Origin of the sequence: Stutzerimonas stutzeri, from assembly GCF_013522825.1 — a bacterium.
GTDB lineage: Bacteria > Pseudomonadota > Gammaproteobacteria > Pseudomonadales > Pseudomonadaceae > Stutzerimonas > Stutzerimonas stutzeri_AK.
Genome location: NZ_JAAMQZ010000040.1, coordinates 1 through 19,848 on the forward strand (window position 1 = coordinate 1; position 19,848 = coordinate 19,848).

The window sequence follows — 19,848 nt, forward strand, 5'->3', positions numbered from 1 at the left end:
CGGTTGAGTGGCCGGATGGCCGTGGAATCAGTGGCCGGATGCGCGTGGAATGGGTGGCCGGATCAGCGTGGAATCGGTGGTCAGATGCTCATGGAATGGGTGGCCAGATGACCGTGGAATCCGCAGAGAAAGACAAAGAGCACGATCTTGAGAGATTTCACTATCGGGCCGGATGACGACCCCTGTGAGCTCGACTCAGCCATGAGCGGCATCCTTGGTGATGGTGATTTGGTATCCGGTCCTGCGGCGAATAACACCAGAGGCTTCTTCAAAAGTGAGACCACCCGAGACCAGATGGCTCAGTGCCCGTAGGGCATCAGATTCTTCATCGGCGGCGATGCCTAGGCTCTGGCTGAAATCCAGCCATTTACGCTTGGAGGCAGTGGTAAGCCCATTGGCAATGGCTCGTATCTTGGCTACGCGCCGTAGGTCAGGAAGGGGCTGGTCGAGTAAAGAGGCACAATATCTGGCCATATACTCACCTGCATTCATCCTTGAGTTGATCAGGGCTTTGAGTGCGTCTTCACGACCAGCTGTTCGCATGGCATCGGCATCATCCATGCCACGGCCAAGCGCTATGATGCTCAAGGTTATGCCAACGGCTTCAGCCTCACGGATCGACGATAGTGCACCTTCATAGCCGGCATGATCGCCATCGACCATATGAGCGGCCTCTGTAACTCCTTGGCTGGCTAGGTATGCGGCCTGGGCTGAGTTAATTGATGCTTGCCCAATGGCGCATCCCCAAACCTTGATGAGCTGCAGAGCCCAAGCATCCAACGTCCCTTCCACGCAAACCAGGATGGACTTCTGCCGCTGCTTGAAAAGGTAAGGGATATCTTTGGACGATTTTGGTGAAAAACGGTATTTCGGATTAGACCTGGCTTCACCTTGTCCTGATGGGATCCTGCCCCAGATACGGGCCTCGCCGTCTGGGTGAGGCCAGTAACCGATAACTCGACCTTCCATCCCCGACCAGACAGATGAAGGGGTTTCATCCTCAAAGCTGACGATCCCAATAGAACGGGCTTGCTCCCGGGTAACACCGTGAGCCTGAAGAAGCGAAAGCACTTCATCATTGTTAGTGAATACGCCGAGGCGCAGCGTAGCCATGACCTCGTTTGTATACCCTCGGGATTGCTGGAATTCGTCAAGAATCCCCTTGTTGCGTTGAGCCAGTTGCTGAGTCACCAGAATGATTGCCTGGCCCGTCGTGAGGGGAGGGCGACCACCATTGGCTGCGCGTGACTGCTGCTTGGCTTCGTTGTCCCGGTTGTCAGGGGGTTCAACACCTGCGGACTCACAAAGGGTTTTGACGATATCGCCGTTGCTCATGCCGTTCTGGGCGAGGGCGTCCCACAAAGGCGTGTATGGGCTTGGGCAGTTGTCCTTACGATTGCACTGAATCCCGGACCTGAATGGGTAGTAGAAAGCGCGGTCTTTACCACAGGCTGGACAGTCGAGGACATAGGAGCCATTGGCTGATAGCTTTTTGGGGTGCAGGTGATTAAGAAGGCCACGATCCACTGCATCTAGCTTCGGGTATACGGCGTCTTTGATGAAGTCTGTGATTGATTGCTTCATTCGCCGGCCGCCGCCGTCTCTTTCCCTCTCAGGCTTGCGACGACGCGAGGGCAGATGCCCTGGTCAATCGCTATTTCACCGAGTTTGACCTTGAGTTGGCGACGCACCTTCCATACCTGCTTTTCACTAAGCCCAAGCATCGAGCTCATGTCTACGGAGCAATGTTGCTCAAGAACAGCCAGGCGGAGGATCTGGTGTTCACGATGTGTCAGAAACCTGCGCAGCGTCTCAACGTGAGCATGGCGCTTCTGCAGTCCTTCATCACTGAGCACGATGCCGTCGGACAGGAACTGGGGTAGTGCCGACAGGCTGTCAGTGTAGTTGGACGCAGTGTTGAGGTAATCAGGTTCTAGACCATGAGCGCGCGGCGCATAGTCTAAGCCGTCGAGATCCGCAAAGTTGAATGCGCCAGAACCTGGAACCTCATCGATGACGCGGGCATAACCGTACTTACGTATGTAAGAGGGGAGCCCGCAGAATTCGGAAAAAATCGTACGCTAAGGTTTTCCGACCTGCCGTAGCGGCCTGAATTTACCGTCTTCCAGCTTGCGGCTCTGCCGCCAGACGTAATCGCCGGTCAGGTTAATGTGCTCCCAGCCCAGCGGCGAAAGGTATTGCAACAGGTCGGTGTTCACCGGCTTTCCGGCGTCAGTCAGCCCCTGGGTTGCCCGCTCCAGGTAGACTCCACAGCACAATAGCGGCGGTGATCAGGTTGAGGCCGCTGGCCCGGTAGCGCTGCTGCTCGAAGCTCCGATCCCTGATTTCACTGAGGCGGTCGAAGAACACCGCACTGGCCAGGGAGTTGCGCGCCTCGCCCTTGTTCAACCCGGCATGCACACGACGACGCAACTCGACACTTTGCAGCCAGTCCAGGATAAACAGCGTGCGTTCAATCCGGCCCAGCTTCCGCAGGGCCACGGCCAAGCCATTCTGGCGCGGATAGCTGCCCAGCTTACGCAACATCAGCGAGGCGGTGACGGTGCCCTGCTTGATCGATGCTGCCAGACGCAGAATCTCGTCCCAGTGAGCGCGGATGTGCTTGATGGTGGGGTGCCTCCGATCATTGGCCGCAGTGTCGGGTAGTCCTGGACACTCTGTGGTACATACAGCTTGGTTTCGCAAGGGCGTTTGGTTGCGAATCATGGCGTCACTCGCGGCTGACGCTGATCTGGAGCATCTGATGGTGGATGGCAGCATCGTGCGCGTTCATCAGCATGGCGCGGCAAAAAAACCGATCAGGACGTCGAAGCCATGGGCAAATCCCGAGGGGGACTGAGCACCAAGATTTACGCAGCCGTAGATGCCATGGGCAATCCGGTGCGTCTGCTACTGACGCCTGGTCAAGCCTCGAAATACAGACAAGCCGAAGCGCTGATCGAGGGTTTTACCCCCGAGGCGGTATTGGCTGACAAAGGCTATGACTCTGACGCCTTCATTGGGCTATCCAGCGCAGGGGCGCGGAAGCGGTCATCCCCTCGAAAAGAAATCGCCTGAAACCTCGCCAGCTGGATCGGCATCTCTACAAGGCGCGCAACTTGGTGGAGCGCTTTTTCCAGAAGCTGAAGCAGTTTCGCCGGATCGCAACAAGGTATGAACGACTGGCAAGAAACTATCAGTCGATGTTGAGCCTAGTGTCAGCCGTCATATGGCTGGCCTGATTGAGAACACCACCTAGGCCAGCTGAAAGCGACCGTAAGACGCAATTCCTCCAGCCCCCGCGTTTCGGTGCCGAAATTGTCGCCCAGGTGCTGAGCGATCCCATGCTTTTTGCGTTGTGGTTACAAGAGGTAGAAGCAATACGTCTGCGGATTGCAAGTATGCGGCAGATGTAGGCAGCACTCCTGAGAGAAGCATTGCCCGAACGGAACTTCGATTTTTTTGTTCAGCAGAAGGGCATGTTCAGCTTTACTGGCCTCTCCCATTCGCAAGTGGAACGGTTGCGCGATGAGTTTGGTGTTTATCTCTTTGGCAGCGGTCGCATGTGTATGGCTGGGCTCAACGGGACGAACTTGCCTTGCGTTGCTCATGCGTTGATCGAGGTCTGGAAGGCGTGAAGCCTATTGTGATGCTGATTACTCAGACTTGGTAATCCGCCCCAGCTTTTTGTACAACGTGGTCCTGGAGATACCGAGCTGGCTGGCGGTGGCAGAAATGTTTCCAGCGTTGGCCTGCAGCGCTGATTCGACAGTACGGCGCACGGCGTCCTGCAAATCGCTCCCTCTCTCCTGCTCACTTTCAGCTCGCATATCTGCTGGAAGGTGCTCCAGCAGTATCATCGGTTGGTCACTGGCCAGCGCCGCCGCAAGGCGCAGTGTCTGTTCCAGTTGGCGAATGTTGCCTGGCCAGACCTGGCGGTGCAGAGCCATTAATGCCTGGTGCTCCAGCGGTGGAGCGCCGTAGCGTTGGCGCAGGAGGTCGATCAAGGTGTTCAGATCCTGACGTTCACGCAAGGCCGGCAAGCGGATTTTCAGGCCATTGAGGCGGTAATAAAGGTCTTCACGAAAACTTTTATCAAGCATGCGTTGCTGCAGATCGCAATGGGTGGCACTGATCACCCGTACATCCAGGGCTCGCCGTGTCGTGCTACCCAGACGAGTGATCTCGCGCTCTTGGAGCACCCGCAATAACCGGGTTTGCAGCGCCGCCGGCATATCACCAATTTCGTCTAATAACAGGGTTCCGCCATGTGCAGCTTCCAGTTGCCCGCTGGCCCCGCCTTTGCGCGCACCGGTGAAAGTGCCTTCCACATAACCGAAAAGCTCAGCCTCGATCAGGCTTTCCGGGATCGCCGAGCAGTTGATCGCAACGAAGGGAGCTTGGGCGTTCCATTGATCATGTAAGGCTCGGGCGAATACCTCTTTACCGGTGCCCGTTTCGCCCTGCAGCAAAATGGGGACGCCTGCAGCGAAGGCCTTGCGGGCGTTGTCCAACTGGCGATTGAGCTGAGGGTCGGCGCCCAGTATGGACACGCAAAGGAGCGGGGAGCAGACGTGCAGCGCAGTTGATTCTCGACGTTGCTCAATCACCTGTGCATACAACCGGGAACCGTCGCTGAGGGTCAATTGTTGCTGTGCTCGGTGCAGATCGATAGCGCTGCTTTCTTCGAACAGTTGATCCAGGCGTTTGCCTATGGGGCGAAATTGTTCAAGTCCCAACAATCGCTGGGCAGCGCGATTGGCATTTTGAATGCGTCCTGTCTGGTCAACTGCCAAGAGGCCCTGCAATGGCGTACCCAACAGTCGTGGGTCATGCTGCAGCGACAGGATCCGGCAATCGCCCAGCGTGGTAAAAAAGCGATTTTCGGCCGCCATCGCCGCGTGACTCAATTGTTCCAATACAGCACCAGCCTGACGGTCACCGATCCCCGTGATGTCCAGCACGCCAATCACTTCACCATGCAGGCCCCGGATGGGCACACTCACGCAAAAGAAATGCTCGAAGTCACTGAGGTAATGCTGGTTGCCGATCAGTACCATCGGAACACCTTCGGCCAAGGTGCAGCTGGGTGCTGTGGTGCCAATGTCGGATTCCTGAATGCGACGTCCAATTTGCAACGGCAGCAGTGGCCCGTCGAGCGTGCGTGCTTGGCGCGCGTGGACGATGACCCCCCGCGTATTGACGCAGAAAATTGTCCATGAAGCACCGCCGATTTGCTGCCAGAGTCGGTCGATTTCTGGTCGTACACACTCTGCAAGTTGCTGGTCTGACTCATCAAGCGGCAGCAGACTGTCGTCCTGTTCTGCCAGCCAGGATTGCCAGGGCAACAGGCCGGCTTCACGTGATCGCGCCCAGGAGTGAGCGATGGTGCTCGGCAGAAGATTGGAGGGCAGGGCGACACCTTCGACGAAACGCTGGCGGGCAATTACCAGACGTTGCTGATCGTGCAGGGTGTGGGCATCCATCGAGACACCTTTTTATTGGTTGGAGTCGTGCCGTTGACCGCTATAGGCTGGTCACGACACGCTTTGATGTATACCTTCGTTAAACCAACGTCAAGATCAAAACGGCAGCAGCGCCCTTAGGTTGACGCCTATGTCCTCCTGAAAACCACCTACCACATGGATATCATGGGTTAGCTGCGCACTGAGCTGCACAGTACGACCGACCATTTGCTGGAATTCAGCGCGCACTTGCTGCACCTCGGTTTTTTGCCCGGTGTAATTACCATCTAGATACTGTTTGCCACCCGTGCTGGTGCTGTAGCCCAGAGCCACGCGTTGGGCCGGATTGAAGTCATAGCGCAAGTTGCCTTGTAGCTGATAGGTCGCGTCTTGTTTGAGCGTCTGGTTGCCGGTGCCAGCATCATCATTATGTCCATACACCACGGCATCACCGTACAGCTCCATGGATACCTTACCCCACAGTGGCTCAACCCAGCCCAACTGCAAATCGCCCTTAAAACGGTTCTCGCCAAGGTTCAGTGTGTCGTGTTTGTCATAGCTGCCCCACGGCAGGTATAGAAAAGGGGTAATTCCGAAGTAGCGGCCACTGGCCCCGGCGGCAGGCTGATTGACCAGCCAGAAGGTAGCGCCGATGATCGGGTCGGCCAGACCACTGGCGCTACCCAACGACTGGCCTGCGATACGCGCGTCGTACACATGGCCGAAGGGCAGGAGTATTTGCGGGTCGACGGTCATACCGCCGATGTCCATGAAGTGGATCAATCGCAGGATGCTGATATTCGATTTTAGACTGGTATCCCGCCGGTTATCGGGCGCACCATCAGCGTTGAAGCGATCAGCATGGCTATATTGCTGATACCAGGCGGCGACATTGGTACCGGCGGGCAGGGCGGTGTAGTCGCCAGCATTGACGTCGACGGCCAGAGCTTTTGTTGAACTCAGCGCGAACGCCAGTAAGCCCAAGGAATTTCGGGAAATGATATGCACGAAGGGATTCCTGCTTTTTTTTGTTATTAGAGAAGCACCGGAGCGCTATGCGCTCCGGGTATGTCACTCAGCCGCCAATGCGAATGATCGGTTTGAGAGTGATGCCTTTTTCGCTGTCTTCGGCTGCCTGGTTGATGTCCTCGAAGCTATAGAACTTCACCAGCTTGTCGAAGGGGAAACGCCCTTGCAGGTAAAGGGAGACGAGCTCGGGAATGAACTTCTGCGGCACACTGTCACCTTCAACAATGCCTCGAATAGTCTTGCCTCCCAAGAGCAGGTCATTGACGTCAAACTCCGCTGTGGTACCTAGCGCCGGTGCGCCGACGACCCCCAGACTGCCGCGGCTACCCAGTGCATCGACGGCTTGGCGTAATACCGCTGGGCGACCCGTGGATTCAAGGGCGAAATTGACGCCACCACCGGTGATTTCGCGTATGAATGCCACCGGATCGGCGTCCTTGCTGTTGACCACGTGAGTCGCGCCTAACTCGGTAGCCAGCGCCAGACGCGAAGGGACGACATCGACCACAATGATCGTGGTGGCACCCGCCACCCGGGCCGCCAGCACGGCACTCAGCCCCACCGCGCCACCGCCGAAGGCGGCAAAGCTGCTACCGGGAGTAACCTTGAGTGAGTTGATCACTGCTCCTGCCCCCGTCTGGATACCGCAGCCCAGTGGCCCCAGTAACTCCAGCGGTGCTTCGCGGCTCACCTTCACTGCGTTGTTCTCCCGACTCAGTGCCAGCGTGGCAAAGGAGGACTGGGCAAAGAAGTGATCGTTCAGACGCGCGCCGTCCTTGTCCTGCAGGGCACTTTCACCCTGTGGGTCTGCCCCACTGAAATTACGCCCGAAAAAGTCCTGGCAATATGCGGTGTGGCCACTTCCACAGGACAGGCAATGCCCGCAATAACCTTAACTCATTACTACGTGATCGCCCACTTGAAGCCCTTTGACCAGTGGGCCAATGGCTTCCACTACTCCCGCGCCCTCATGGCCCAGCACTGCAGGCAGCGGCACTGGGTAATACTGATCTCGGACGATCATGTCGGTGTGGCACATGCCGGTGGCGACGATGCGCACCAACACTTCATCGCCCCGGGGATTGCGGATCTGCGCGGCTTCCAGTGCAAAAGGTGCGCCTTTGCCACGAGTGACAGCAGCAGTGATCGGGCGGTAGACAGGTGTGTTCATTATTATTTTTCTCCAGGTTTTTACAGTGGGTAGGCCGGTGCTTCACCCTTGACGGTGAGCCATTGCCATTGCGTGAATTCTTCCCAGTTGGCAGCGCCGCCGATGCTGGTGCCATTGCCTGATGCGCCCACACCGCCGAACGGATTGATGACCTCGTCGTTAACCGTCTGGTCATTGATGTGCAGCAGGCCTACACGCAGTTGCTCACCGAGCTTGAGTGCGCGACCAACATCCCGGGACAGTACGGCAGCAGACAAGCCGTATGCCGTATCGTTGGCCAGAGCAACGGCCTCTTCGTCGGTATCGAAAGGCACAACTACGGCCACAGGGCCAAAAATTTCTTCGTTGAAGGCCGGATTGTCGCGGGTAACGCCTCCGAGCACGGTCGGTTCGAAAAACAGCCCTTCATAACCACCACCTGCTTCCAGCGTCGCACCGGCTTGTTGCGCGGCTTGCACTACGCGGTGAGCGTGATCACGCTGCTGGGCGTTGATCAGCGGGCCCAGGTGTACTTCGCTGGTGGCTGGGTCGCCGACCGTCAGGCTCTTGGCCTTGGCCACTAGGCGCTCAAGGAAGCGGTCATAGATTGCACGTTGTACCAGCAGGCGACCTGTGGACATGCAAATTTGTCCCTGGTGCAGGTAAACGCCCCACGTGGCGTTGGCCAGGGCCAAGTCGAGATCGGCGTCATCAAGCACGATCAATGAGTTTTTACCGCCCAGTTCCAACGAAACTTTTTTCAAATGACGACCTGCAGCTTCACCAACCTTGCGCCCGGCACCGGTCGAACCGGTGAACTGGATCATCGCCACATGCGGATCACTGGTCAGCGCAGCACCCGCATCGACACCGCCAGGCAAAACGTGCAGCAAGCCAGCAGGCAACCCCGCCAGTTCGAACAACCGGGCAATCACGAAACCGCCACATACCGCCGTGCGTGGATCTGGTTTGAGTACGACGGCGTTACCTGTTGCCAGCGCCGGAGCAACCGCCCGAATGGCCAGATACAGCGGGAAGTTGAAGGGCGAGATCACTCCCACCACACCCAGTGGACGGCGGCGAGCAAGGCTCAGACGGCCAGGTACCGAAGGCAACACTTCACCTTGACTACGCGAGGGCAGACCAGCGCTTTCGTGCAGGACTTTGATGCTGATACTGGTTTCGAATGCGGCCTTGGCACGGGTCGAACCGCTTTCACGCACCAGCCAGTCGACGATGGCCTCGAAGTGTTGTTCGGCGATTTTCGCGGCTTTACGGAACAACGCCGCGCGCTCGTCGTAAGGCTGCTGGTGCCAAGAGGTCTGTGCGGCGCTGGCGGTTTTGGCCGAAGCAGCCACTCGCGCGGCATCGGCATTGGCGACGTAGCCCAAGAGGTTGCCGGTGGCGGGTTCGAGTACTTGCGTGGCTGCGATGGGGCCAGCCTCCCAAGTCCCGGTGAACAGGCGATCGTTCCAGAGTTCGGCAGGTAAAAAAATGGCAGGCAAGGACGTGCTACTCATCGGGTATATCCCTCTTTTTTTGATCTTGTGATTTGGGGGCCAGCCGTCATTGGCTGCGATGAAAAACATATAGCAGAGGTCGTGCCAGCTTTCTGGTAGCTACAGACAGTGGTATTTACAGTGTTCTTCGCTGTGTTCGAAGTGGAGTTGTTCAGTTACTGGACAATGCGTGGGGTGGACGGTGGTCAGTATCTGGACATTGTGATGCAAGAGACGGAGACGCAGTCATGACCCCCTGCGCTTCCAGCTCGGCGATGCGCGCTTGAAGCTGCTCGGGGGGGGCTCGGTATTGGTCATGTCGTGGGGGTTCCTTTCTGTTCATTTCGTTAGTGGCGGGTCTGATAGGGAAGCGTCGCTTGCACCTTCAACCCAAGCCCCTCCTGCAATCCCCAAGATAAAGCTAGATGATGGGGTTTGGGGAGCAACGGAACCAACCAACGTAAGGCTTAGTTAGAGTCGCCGTTGCCGAAAACAAAGTCTGGATAACCTGACAGAGCGCTTAGCGTACAAAAATTTCCGTTTTCTCTATTCGCCCCAAATACCTCGATTATCTCGATGGCCAGCCCATGATTCAGGAGCCGGATACTGCCGCAGTGAATCAGTGGCTCGAGCCCTTTGTGCCGAACCTGCAATACCTCGGTTACCCGCGCTGGACGCAGATCGGTCTGGAGGAGTTCGCAAGCCCCTCGGCATACGCGCATTTCCGCGAAAAGAAAACCGAAACCATCGGCGACTTCGACGAGGCGCTGGCCAACACCGAGGCCAAGGCTCGCGAGGTCGAAGCACAACTGAAGCGCTTGCCGGAGATCATCGACCTGACACCGACCCTCGAGCATCCGCGCTGGGACGACGTCACGCTATTTCCCATGCTACGCAGCCTGAGCGTGGTGAAAGCCATCGAGTGGCCCGAGAAGGTGCGCGCCTACACCGTGGCCCAGGCCCAGCGCTGCGGACTCGACACCTTTTTCGACCGGGCGCTCTGAACACATGCGACTGAGGGCGCGAACGGCTGCCGAGTGCGGAAAAAGGAGGCGCGCATTTGCCGGGTTCGGCTCTTAATGATTTATCGCGCGTGCAGTACGGTGATTCGCACGAAGGCAAGATCATGCCAGACGAATATTTATATGAATATTAATGAATTAAATGTTCATTAATATTCGTTGGTTTTATTAAAATCTAGGTTGCACACTTTCCAGGCTTTGTTTGGTCGTCATTTCACATACCTGGCGTTTCCGGTCAGGAATGAGGTGACGAAGGATGATCTTCAACCTGCCTGGAATCGCCATGGTCGACGCTGCTTTTGATGAAACCGCCCCGACATACAACTACGAGGTCGTTCGGCGCTTCACGCTGATGACCCTGTTCTGGGGTGTTGTCGGGATGGGCATGGGCGCGGTCATCGCGGCCCAGCTGGTATGGCCCGAACTCAATTTGGGACTGCCCTGGACCAGTTTCGGACGCATTCGTCCGGTTCATACCAACCTGGTGATATTCGCCTTTGGCGGCGGTGCGCTGTTCGCCACCTCGTTTTACGTGGTGCAGCGCACCTGCAAGGCGCGGCTGATCTCCGATGGGCTGGCGAATTTCGTCTTCTGGGGCTGGCAGATCGCGATCGTGGCGATGCTGGTCAGCTATCCGCTGGGTTTCACCTCGTCCAAGGAGTACGCCGAAATGGAGTGGCCCATCGCCCTGTGGGTCACGCTGGTCTGGGTGGCTTATGCGTACCTTTTCTTCGGGACCATTGCGCGGCGCCGGATGCGACATATCTATGTCGCCAACTGGTTCTATGGCGCTTTCATCGTCGTCACGGCGATGGTGCATGTGATCAATCACGTCGCCATTCCGGTGACGCTGCTCAAGTCCTATTCTTACTATTCCGGGGCGACGGACGCGATGATCCAGTGGTGGTACGGGCACAGCGTGGTGGGCTTCATCCTGTCGGTGGGGTTCCTCGGGATGATGTATTACTTCGTGCCCAAGCAGGCCGAACGCCCGGTGTATTCCTATCGTCTGTCCATCGTGCATTTCTGGGCGATCATCAGCCTTTATATCTGGGCCGGGCCGCACCATCTGCATTACACCGCGCTGCCGGACTGGGCGCAGAGCCTGGGCATGGCGATGTCCGTCGTGCTGCTGGCGCCGAGCTGGGGCGGCATGATCAACGGCATGATGACGCTCTCCGGCGCCTGGCATAAGTTGCGCACCGATCCGATCCTGCGCTTCTTGGTGGTATCGCTGGCGTTCTACGGCATGTCCACCTTCGAGGGGCCGATGATGGCGATCAAGACCGTCAACGCGCTGTCCCATTACACCGACTGGACCATCGGTCACGTGCACGCCGGCGCGCTGGGTTGGGTGGCGATGATTTCCATCGGGACGCTCTATCACATGGTTCCCGCGCTCTGGGGGCAGGAGCGGATGTACAGCGTCCGGCTGATCAATGCGCATTTCTGGCTGGCAACCATCGGCACCGTCCTTTATATCGCCTCGATGTGGGTCAACGGCATCGCCCAGGGCCTGATGTGGCGGGCGGTCAATGATGACGGCACCCTGACCTATTCGTTCGTCGAGGCGCTGGACGCCAGCCATCCAGGGTATGTGGTGCGGCTGGTCGGCGGCGGCACCTTCGTTCTGGGGATGCTGCTGATGGCCTACAACACCTGGCGGACTGTGCGCCAGGCGGCTCCCCGGCAGGTTCTAGAACCTCTGGAAGCGGGTGCGGCGGTATAGATAGAACGTTATCGGCACTGGACAGGCTTTGAGCGGGTCCCGGTATGCGCTGCGCGAAGCCTGCAGCGCAGCGGTGAGCGCCCATCGTGTGCTTTCCTTGTGCCAGGAAAATCAGTCGATTAGGATTCGCCGCCTGTCTGGCGCGTGAGTGTTCGAGTCGCGCGCCATCATCTCTGAAACGCACAAGCCCGGTCCGCGAATGGCCGGGCTTTTCTGTGCGGTTCGCATATTCCGGGCGGCTGGCCGCTTCCACTCCCGATCGTCAGGACGCCAATTTGAAAAGAAGTATTGTCATGCGCGAGCGTTTGCTGAGCGCGGAAAAGGTGAAGGCCATCGAGTGGCGGGACGGCCAGCTGAGCCTGATCGACCAGCGCCGGTTGCCGTTGGCCGAGGTGTGGCATACCTGTGAGTGCGCCGCCGCTGTGGCGACCGCCATTGACGAAGGGGTCGTGCGTGGCGCTGCATCAAGCGAGATCACGGCGGCCTATGGACTGCTGCTGGGGTTGCGTGCGCGGCTGGCCACAGGTGGCGATTGGCGTGCGGCGCTGGAAGAGGATGTTCAGGTGCTGGCTGCTGCGTGCCCGGCGTCGGTCGGTCCCTTCGGCGCGCTGAGCCGGATGCGCGAGCGGCTGGATCGTCTCAAGCCTGGCGAGGACCCTTTTGCCATCGCCGAGGAACAGGCGGCATCCATGCTGGCCAGTGATCGCGAAATCAACCTCGGCATGGCGCAGCAGGGGGTCGAGCTGATCCGCCGGCACCAGGGCAATCTGCAGAACCTGCTGACCCATTGCGGCAACGGTGCGCTGGCCACCGGCGGTTTCGGCACGGCGCTCGGCGTGATCCGCGCAGCGCATCTGGAAGGGCTGGTCGAACGGGTCTATGTCGATGAAACCCGCCCCGATCTGCAGGGCGCTCGGCTGACGGCCTGGGAGCTGGATGCCGAAGGCGTGCCGGTAACGCTGACTGTCGATTCATGCGCGGCACACCTGATGAAGACCCGTGGCATCACCTGGGTCATCGTCGGGGCGGAACGGATCGCCGCCAATGGCGACATTCTCGGCATGATTGGCACCTATCAGCTTTCCGTGCTCGCCATGCACCATGGGACGCGCTTCATGGTGGTGGCGCCGAGTTCGGTCATCGACCTGGCACTGGAAAGCGGCGAGGAAATTGCCATCGAAGAGCGGGCTGGCAGCGAGTTGCTGGCGCTCGACGGTCAGCGTTTCGCCGCGGATGTCGAGGCATTCAACCCGGCCTTCGATGTGACACCCGCCGACCTGATCGACGCCATCATCACCGAAAAAGGCCTCGTCGAACGTCCCAATGCGGCGAAGATAGCGGCGTTGATGAGCCACAAGCGGCTGCATTAGCAGGCAAAAAAGCCGGGAAAAGCGGCTGGAGGCTGGGAAGCTGGACGAGTAGCGTCGATCGAGTGCTTTCTTCGTTAAGCCTCCAGCCTCCAGCGCCTCTCTGCCTTGTGATAACATTCCGCGCTTAATCGCAGGACCCTGCTGACTATAAGGAACCAGGCTTCCATGGGCGAACTGGCCAAAGAAATCCTCCCGGTCAATATCGAAGACGAACTCAAGCAGTCCTACCTCGATTACGCAATGAGCGTAATCGTCGGGCGGGCGCTGCCCGATGCGCGCGACGGCTTGAAGCCCGTGCATCGTCGTGTGCTTTTTGCCATGAGCGAGCTGGGTAACGACTGGAACAAGCCGTACAAGAAATCGGCCCGTGTGGTCGGTGACGTGATCGGTAAATACCACCCTCACGGCGACTCGGCGGTTTACGACACCATCGTCCGTATGGCTCAGCCGTTCTCGCTGCGCTACCTGCTGGTCGACGGCCAGGGCAACTTCGGTTCGGTCGATGGCGACAGCGCCGCGGCCATGCGTTACACCGAAGTGCGCATGGCCAAGCTGGCTCACGAGCTGCTGGCCGACCTGCACAAGGAAACCGTGGATTGGGTGCCGAACTACGACGGCACCGAGCAGATTCCGGCGGTCATGCCGACCAAGATCCCGAACCTGCTGGTCAACGGTTCCAGCGGTATCGCGGTGGGCATGGCGACCAACATCCCGCCGCACAACCTGGGTGAAGTCATCGACGGTTGCCTGGCGTTGATCGCCAATCCGGATATCAGCATCGACGAACTGATGGCCCATATTCCCGGTCCGGATTTTCCCACCGCCGGCATCATCAATGGTCGCGCCGGCATCATTGAGGCCTACCGCACCGGTCGCGGTCGCATCTACATGCGCGCCCGCTCGACCATCGAGGACATCGACAAGGTGGGTGGCCGTCAGCAGATCGTCATCACCGAGCTGCCGTACCAGCTGAACAAGGCGCGGCTGATCGAGAAGATCGCCGAGCTGGTGAAAGAGAAGAAGCTCGAAGGCATCACCGAGCTGCGCGACGAGTCCGACAAGGACGGCATGCGCGTCGTCATCGAGCTGCGCCGCGGCGAAGTGCCGGAAGTCATTCTCAACAACCTCTATGCGCAGACCCAGCTGCAGAGCGTGTTCGGCATCAACGTGGTGGCGCTGGTCGATGGTCAGCCGCGTACGCTGAACCTCAAGGAGCTGCTGGAAGCCTTCGTTCGCCACCGCCGTGAGGTGGTGACGCGGCGTACGGTATTCGAGCTGCGCAAGGCGCGTGAGCGTGGGCACATCCTCGAAGGGCAGGCGGTTGCGCTGTCCAATATCGATCCGGTCATCGCCCTGATCAAGGCCTCGCCGACCCCGGCCGAAGCCAAGGATGCGCTGATCGCCACGGCCTGGGAGTCCAGCGCGGTGGAGTCGATGGTCGAGCGTGCCGGCGCCGACTCCTGCCGTCCCGAAGACCTCGATCCGCAGTACGGGCTGCGCGACGGTCGCTACTACCTGTCGCCGGAGCAGGCTCAGGCCATCCTCGATCTGCGCCTGCACCGCCTGACCGGTCTCGAGCACGAGAAGCTGCTGAGCGAATACCAGGAAATCCTGACCCAGATCGGCGAGCTGATTCGCATCCTGACCAGCCCTGTGCGTCTGATGGAAGTCATTTGCGAGGAGCTGGAAGGCGTCAAGGCCGAGTTCGGCGATGCACGTCGCACCGAGATTCTCGAAGCGCGTCTGGATCTGACCCTGGCCGACCTGATCACCGAAGAAGAGCGCGTCGTCACCATTTCCCACGGTGGCTATGCCAAGTCGCAACCCCTGGCGGCCTATCAGGCGCAGCGCCGGGGCGGTCGCGGCAAGGCGGCAACCGGCGTCAAGGAAGAGGATTACGTCGAGCATCTGCTGGTCGCCAACAGCCACGCCACGCTGTTGCTGTTTTCCAGCAAGGGCAAGGTGTACTGGCTCAAGACCTACGAAATCCCCGAGGCGTCGCGTACTTCGCGTGGCCGTCCGCTGGTGAATCTGCTGCCGCTGGATGACGGCGAAAGCATCACCGCGATGCTGCAGATCGACATCGAGGCGGCGCGTCAGCAGTTGCATGAGGACGATGACGTCGAAGATGCGGAAAACATCGGCGAAAGCGATGAGACGCAAGAGTCGCTCGACGGCGAGGAAGCCGATGATTCGGTGGACGAGCCTACCGGCACCTATATCTTCATGGCGACCGCCAAGGGCACCGTAAAGAAGACCCCGCTGTCGCAGTTCAGCCGTCCGCGCAGCGTCGGCCTGATCGCGCTCGGCCTGGAAGAGGGCGACACCCTGATCGCCGCTGCGATTACCGATGGCGCCCGCGAAGTCATGCTGTTCTCCGATGGCGGCAAGGTCATCCGCTTCAAGGAAAAACACGTGCGCACCATGGGCCGTACCGCCCGTGGCGTGCGCGGCATGCGCCTGCCGGAAGGTCAGCGCCTGATTTCCATGCTGATTCCGGAACCCGAGGCGCAGATTCTTACTGCCAGCCTCAATGGCTATGGCAAGCGCACGGTGATCGACGAGTTCCCGCGGCGCGGTCGTGGTGGTCAGGGCGTGATCGCCATGGTCACCAATGAGCGCAACGGGCCTCTGGTCGGCGCGGTGCAGGTGCAGTCTGGCGAGGAAATCATGCTGATTTCCGACCAGGGCACGCTGGTGCGTACCCGTGTCGATGAGGTCTCATCGCTGGGCCGCAATACCCAGGGCGTGACACTGATCAAGCTGGCCAAGAACGAGCATCTGGTCAGTCTCGAGCGTGTTCAGGAACCTTCCGAGGAGGAGGTGCTTGAAGAGATCGAGGCGAGTCTGGATGACGAGGCGCTAGAAAAGGAAATGCCTGTCGTCAGCACCGAACCCGATGAAGACGAACTGCTCGGTGGTGGCGGTGATGTGCCGCCTGATGTAGTGCCGACCGACGACGAGAACTGATTCGCGCGAAGGCGAGGTCGCAAGGCCTCGCCTTCGTTGCGGATTGCCCGTGCCGCTGGGCCGAAAGCATTGCAAGCGCTGGCCCTTGGCCTTCAGGCGACGGGCGGAGCGAACATGGTATCGACCGTTTTTGAGAGAACGAAGATGAGCAAACGCGCCTTTAACTTCTGCGCCGGCCCCGCCGCGCTGCCCGAAGCGGTGTTGCAACGCGCCCAGGCCGAACTGCTGGACTGGCAGGGTCGTGGTCTGTCGGTGATGGAAATGAGTCATCGCAGCGACGCATACGTAGCGATAGCCGAGAAGGCCGAGCAGGACCTGCGCGACCTGCTGGCGATCCCGTCGAACTACAAGGTGCTGTTCCTGCAGGGCGGCGCGAGCCAGCAGTTCGCCGAGATTCCGCTGAACCTGCTGCCCGAGGACGGCATCGCCGATTACGTCGACACCGGCATCTGGTCGCGCAAGAGCATCGAGGAAGCGCGGCGCTTCGGCAACGTCAACCTGGCCGCCAGCGCCAAGCCTTACGACTACTTCGCCATTCCGGGGCAGAACGAGTGGCAGCTGAGCGACAACGCCGCCTACCTGCATTACGCCAGCAACGAAACCATTGGCGGGCTGCAGTTCGACTGGGTGCCGGACCTCGGCGATACGCCGCTGGTGGTCGACATGTCCTCGGACATCCTGTCGCGTCCCATCGACGTCTCGAAGTTCGGCCTGATCTACGCCGGCGCGCAGAAGAACATCGGCCCCTCCGGGCTGGTGGTGGTGATTGTCCGTGAAGACCTGCTCGGCAAGGCGCGCTCCAGTTGCCCGACGATGCTCGATTACAAGATCGCCGCCGACAACGGCTCGATGTACAACACGCCGGCGACCTTTTCCTGGTATCTGTCGGGACTGGTCTTCGAGTGGCTCAAGGAGCAGGGTGGCGTCGAAGCGATGGAGCAGCGCAACCGCGCCAAGAAGGAGCTGCTCTACGGCGTCATCGACGCCAGCGAGTTCTACACCAACCCGATTGCCGTGAATGCCCGTTCCTGGATGAACGTGCCGTTCCGTCTGGCTGACGAGCGTCTGGACAAGACCTTCCTGGCTGGCGCCGATGCGCGCGGTCTGCTCAACCTGAAAGGCCATCGTTCGGTCGGCGGCATGCGTGCTTCCATCTATAACGCGGTGGGTCTGGATGCCGTCGAATCGCTGGTCGCCTACATGGCCGAATTCGAGAAGGAGCACGGCTGATGAGTGAAGCCGATCAGCTCAAGGCCCTGCGCGTACGCATCGACAATCTGGACGAGCGGATTCTCGACCTGATCAGCGAGCGTGCGCGTTGTGCCCAGGATGTGGCGCGGGTCAAGACCGCGTCGCTGGCCGAGGGCGAGGAGGTGGTGTTCTATCGCCCCGAGCGCGAGGCGCAGGTGCTCAAGCGCATCATGGAGCTGAACAGGGGGCCGCTGGACAATGAAGAAATGGCGCGTCTGTTCCGCGAGATAATGTCTTCCTGTCTGGCCCTGGAGCAGCCGTTGCGAGTCGCCTATCTCGGTCCGGAGGGCACCTTCTCGCAAGCGGCGGCGCTCAAGCATTTCGGTCAGTCTGTGGTCAGCAAGCCGATGGCGGCCATCGATGAGGTGTTCCGCGAAGTGGTCGCCGGCGCGGTGAATTTCGGCGTGGTGCCGGTGGAAAACTCCACCGAGGGTGCGGTCAACCACACCCTGGACAGCTTCCTCGAACATGACATCGTCATCTGCGGTGAAGTCGAGCTGCGCATCCACCACCACCTGCTGGTGGGCGAAACGACCAAGACCGATCGCATCACCCGCATCTATTCCCATGCACAATCACTCGCGCAGTGCCGCAAGTGGCTGGACGCGCACTACCCGAATGTCGAGCGCGTGGCGGTATCGAGCAATGCCGACGCCGCCAGACGGGTAAAGAGCGAGTGGAACTCGGCGGCCATCGCCGGCGACATGGCGGCACAGCTGTACGGGCTGACCAAGCTGGCGGAAAAGATCGAGGATCGCCCGGACAACTCCACGCGCTTTCTGATCATCGGCAGCCAGGAAGTGCCGCCGACCGGCGACGACAAGACCTCGATCATCGTCTCCATGCGCAACAAGCCGGGCGCGCTGCATGAACTGCTGATGCCGTTCCATGCCAACGGCATCGACCTGACCCGCATCGAAACCCGCCCGTCGCGCAGCGGCAAGTGGACCTATGTGTTCTTCATCGACTGCATCGGCCATCACCAGGACCCGCTGATCAGGGACGTGCTGGAAAAGATCGGCAACGAAGCCGTGGCGCTCAAGGTGCTGGGGTCGTACCCGAAAGCCGTGCTGTAAGCACGGCTTTGGCTGGAGGCTTGAGGCTGAAGGCTCGACGATAAGTATGGTGCGCTGTTGAAGGCAAGCGTGCCGATGAACATGAGGGTGGGCTTGAGGCTGATCGTCCAACCTCAAGCCTACAGCCTCAAGCGCCGGCTCAGCCGGCTGTGAGCGGAGCTGAACATGAGTGCCGATTTCCTCGCCCTGACCGTACCGGGCGTACAGAAACTTTCTCCCTACGTCACCGGCAAGCCGATCGATGAGCTGGCGCGTGAGTTGGGTATCGATCCGGCGCAGATCGTCAAACTGGCCAGCAATGAAAATCCGCTTGGCCCGAATCCTCGCGTGCTGGAAGCGATTGCCGCCGAGCTGCCCGAGCTGACGCGTTATCCCGATGGCAGTGGCTACCGGCTGAAAGCCAAGCTGGCCGAGCGTTTCGGCCTCAAGCCCGAGCAGATCACCCTGGGCAATGGTTCCAACGATATCCTCGATCTGGTCGCGCGCTGCTGGCTGGCACCGGGCCGCAATGCGGTGTTCAGTGCTCATGCCTTTGCTGCCTATCCGCTGTGCACGCAAGCCGCGGGTGCCGAAAGCCGCGTGGTGCCGGCCATCGACTACGGTCACGACCTGAACGGCATGCTCGACGCCATCGACGAGCAGACCGGCGTGGTCTTCGTCGCCAATCCGAACAACCCCACGGGCACCTGGTTCGGCCCGCAGGCGCTGGAGGCTTTCCTCGACCGCGTTCCTGCGAGCGTTCTGGTGGTGCTGGACGAGGCCTATATCGAGTTCACCGAGGGCGACGAATTGCCCAACGGCCTAAACTACCTGGATCGCTATCCCAACCTGCTGGTGTCGCGCACGTTGTGCAAGGCCTACGGCCTGGCGGGGCTGCGGGTCGGTTACTCGGCCTCGTCGCCGCAGATTGCCGATGTGCTCAACCGGGTGCGCCTGCCATTCAACGTCAACAGCCTCGCCCTGACGGCGGCCTGCGTTGCGCTGGACGATGAGGACTATCTGGCCGAAGGGCGGCGGGTGAACCGTGCCGGCATGGCGCAGCTGGAAAACGGCCTGCGCGAGCTGGGGCTGGAGTGGATTCCTTCGCGTGGCAACTTCCTGGCGGTCGATCTGGGGCGCGATGCGGCGCCGGTCAATGCCGGATTGCTGCGCGAGGGCGTGATCGTCCGACCGATTGCCGGTTACGGCATGCCGACCTTCCTGCGGGTTTCCATCGGCACCGAAACGGAAAATGCCCGCTTCCTCGAAGCCTTGCGTGTAGTGCTCGATCAGTGACCCGGGGCCTCA

15 protein-coding genes and 2 pseudogenes are annotated in these 19,848 nt (G+C 59.7%); 11 read left to right on the top strand and 6 right to left on the bottom strand.

Features of this window, described 5'->3' with window-relative positions:
• Positions 1-195 precede the first annotated feature (195 nt).
• On the bottom strand, positions 196-1,584 hold the full coding sequence (locus tag G7020_RS19790) for a hypothetical protein (RefSeq protein WP_181086722.1): 1,389 nt from the start codon (positions 1,582-1,584) through the stop codon (positions 196-198).
• Here G7020_RS19790 and G7020_RS19795 point away from each other — a divergent pair.
• Positions 1,572-1,883: a hypothetical protein gene (locus G7020_RS19795; RefSeq protein WP_181086723.1), complete on the top strand. Its 312-nt coding sequence runs from the start codon at positions 1,572-1,574 to the stop codon at positions 1,881-1,883. The two genes, G7020_RS19790 and G7020_RS19795, sit on opposite strands and share 13 nt — an antisense overlap.
• A 198-nt stretch (positions 1,884-2,081) precedes the next feature.
• Here the strand turns inward: G7020_RS19795 and G7020_RS19800 are convergent.
• Positions 2,082-2,702, bottom strand: a pseudogene (locus G7020_RS19800) (Tn3 family transposase); the annotation flags it as partial.
• Between the two features lie 133 nt (positions 2,703-2,835).
• Here G7020_RS19800 and G7020_RS19805 point away from each other — a divergent pair.
• From G7020_RS19805 to G7020_RS24260, 3 genes are all read left to right on the top strand, one after another.
• Positions 2,836-3,078, top strand: coding sequence for a transposase (locus tag G7020_RS19805; protein WP_079386423.1), 243 nt, complete (start codon positions 2,836-2,838; stop codon positions 3,076-3,078).
• Positions 3,075-3,242 (top strand): transposase, encoded by a 168-nt coding sequence (locus G7020_RS24375; RefSeq protein WP_356632538.1) that lies wholly within the window; start codon positions 3,075-3,077, stop codon positions 3,240-3,242. The genes G7020_RS19805 and G7020_RS24375 overlap by 4 nt, the downstream gene beginning before the upstream one ends.
• A 237-nt stretch (positions 3,243-3,479) precedes the next feature.
• A complete protein-coding gene (locus tag G7020_RS24260) occupies positions 3,480-3,638 on the top strand; it encodes a hypothetical protein (RefSeq protein ID WP_272872418.1) in 159 nt (52 codons plus the stop codon).
• Positions 3,639-3,656: 18 nt separating this feature from the next.
• Here G7020_RS24260 and G7020_RS19820 read toward each other — a convergent pair whose 3' ends face one another.
• From G7020_RS19820 to G7020_RS19835, 4 genes and pseudogenes are all read right to left on the bottom strand, one after another.
• Positions 3,657-5,486, bottom strand: a complete 1,830-nt coding sequence (locus G7020_RS19820; RefSeq protein WP_021018598.1) for a sigma-54-dependent Fis family transcriptional regulator — start codon at positions 5,484-5,486, stop codon at positions 3,657-3,659.
• A gap of 96 nt (positions 5,487-5,582) precedes the next feature.
• A complete protein-coding gene (locus tag G7020_RS19825; RefSeq protein ID WP_110995835.1) occupies positions 5,583-6,473 on the bottom strand; it encodes a transporter in 891 nt (296 codons plus the stop codon).
• Between the two features lie 67 nt (positions 6,474-6,540).
• Positions 6,541-7,665: pseudogene (locus G7020_RS19830) on the bottom strand (NAD(P)-dependent alcohol dehydrogenase).
• A 20-nt stretch (positions 7,666-7,685) separates the two neighbouring features.
• Positions 7,686-9,164, bottom strand: a complete 1,479-nt coding sequence (locus tag G7020_RS19835) for a benzaldehyde dehydrogenase (RefSeq protein ID WP_021018595.1) — start codon at positions 9,162-9,164, stop codon at positions 7,686-7,688.
• A gap of 593 nt (positions 9,165-9,757) precedes the next feature.
• On the opposite strand from G7020_RS19835, the gene G7020_RS19840 reads away from it, so the two are divergent.
• The 7 genes from G7020_RS19840 to hisC all read left to right on the top strand — a co-directional run bounded on the left by G7020_RS19840 (position 9,758) and on the right by hisC (position 19,836).
• On the top strand, positions 9,758-10,147 hold the full coding sequence (locus G7020_RS19840) for a hypothetical protein (RefSeq protein WP_181086724.1): 390 nt from the start codon (positions 9,758-9,760) through the stop codon (positions 10,145-10,147).
• A 301-nt stretch (positions 10,148-10,448) separates the two neighbouring features.
• Positions 10,449-11,894, top strand: a complete 1,446-nt coding sequence (gene ccoN / locus G7020_RS19845; RefSeq protein ID WP_181086754.1) for a cytochrome-c oxidase, cbb3-type subunit I — start codon at positions 10,449-10,451, stop codon at positions 11,892-11,894.
• A 293-nt stretch (positions 11,895-12,187) separates the two neighbouring features.
• Entirely contained in the window at positions 12,188-13,264 is a 1,077-nt protein-coding gene (gene mtnA / locus G7020_RS19850) for an S-methyl-5-thioribose-1-phosphate isomerase (protein WP_181086725.1), read from the top strand.
• A gap of 165 nt (positions 13,265-13,429) precedes the next feature.
• On the top strand, positions 13,430-16,234 hold the full coding sequence (gene gyrA / locus G7020_RS19855; RefSeq protein ID WP_181086726.1) for a DNA gyrase subunit A: 2,805 nt from the start codon (positions 13,430-13,432) through the stop codon (positions 16,232-16,234).
• 144 nt (positions 16,235-16,378) lie between these two features.
• Entirely contained in the window at positions 16,379-17,464 is a 1,086-nt protein-coding gene (serC, locus tag G7020_RS19860) for a 3-phosphoserine/phosphohydroxythreonine transaminase (RefSeq protein ID WP_181086727.1), read from the top strand.
• Positions 17,464-18,561, top strand: a complete 1,098-nt coding sequence (gene pheA / locus G7020_RS19865; RefSeq protein WP_181086728.1) for a prephenate dehydratase — start codon at positions 17,464-17,466, stop codon at positions 18,559-18,561. Before serC ends, pheA begins: the two co-directional genes overlap by 1 nt.
• A gap of 165 nt (positions 18,562-18,726) precedes the next feature.
• Positions 18,727-19,836: a histidinol-phosphate transaminase gene (gene hisC, locus G7020_RS19870; RefSeq protein WP_181086729.1), complete on the top strand. Its 1,110-nt coding sequence runs from the start codon at positions 18,727-18,729 to the stop codon at positions 19,834-19,836.
• The last annotated feature ends 12 nt before the right edge of the window (positions 19,837-19,848 follow it).

What these genes read in the sequence shown, in the direction of transcription:
- G7020_RS19790 (WP_181086722.1), bottom strand. Translation starts at nt 1,584, where the DNA reads ATGAAGCAATCAATCACAGACTTCATCAAAGACGCCGTATACCCGAAG.
- G7020_RS19805 (WP_079386423.1), top strand. Translation starts at nt 2,836, where the DNA reads ATGGGCAAATCCCGAGGGGGACTGAGCACCAAGATTTACGCAGCCGTA.
- G7020_RS24260 (WP_272872418.1), top strand. Translation starts at nt 3,480, where the DNA reads ATGTTCAGCTTTACTGGCCTCTCCCATTCGCAAGTGGAACGGTTGCGC.
- G7020_RS19820 (WP_021018598.1), bottom strand. Translation starts at nt 5,486, where the DNA reads ATGGATGCCCACACCCTGCACGATCAGCAACGTCTGGTAATTGCCCGC.
- G7020_RS19835 (WP_021018595.1), bottom strand. Translation starts at nt 9,164, where the DNA reads ATGAGTAGCACGTCCTTGCCTGCCATTTTTTTACCTGCCGAACTCTGG.
- ccoN (WP_181086754.1), top strand. Translation starts at nt 10,449, where the DNA reads ATGGTCGACGCTGCTTTTGATGAAACCGCCCCGACATACAACTACGAG.
- mtnA (WP_181086725.1), top strand. Translation starts at nt 12,188, where the DNA reads ATGCGCGAGCGTTTGCTGAGCGCGGAAAAGGTGAAGGCCATCGAGTGG.
- gyrA (WP_181086726.1), top strand. Translation starts at nt 13,430, where the DNA reads ATGGGCGAACTGGCCAAAGAAATCCTCCCGGTCAATATCGAAGACGAA.
- serC (WP_181086727.1), top strand. Translation starts at nt 16,379, where the DNA reads ATGAGCAAACGCGCCTTTAACTTCTGCGCCGGCCCCGCCGCGCTGCCC.
- pheA (WP_181086728.1), top strand. Translation starts at nt 17,464, where the DNA reads ATGAGTGAAGCCGATCAGCTCAAGGCCCTGCGCGTACGCATCGACAAT.
- hisC (WP_181086729.1), top strand. Translation starts at nt 18,727, where the DNA reads ATGAGTGCCGATTTCCTCGCCCTGACCGTACCGGGCGTACAGAAACTT.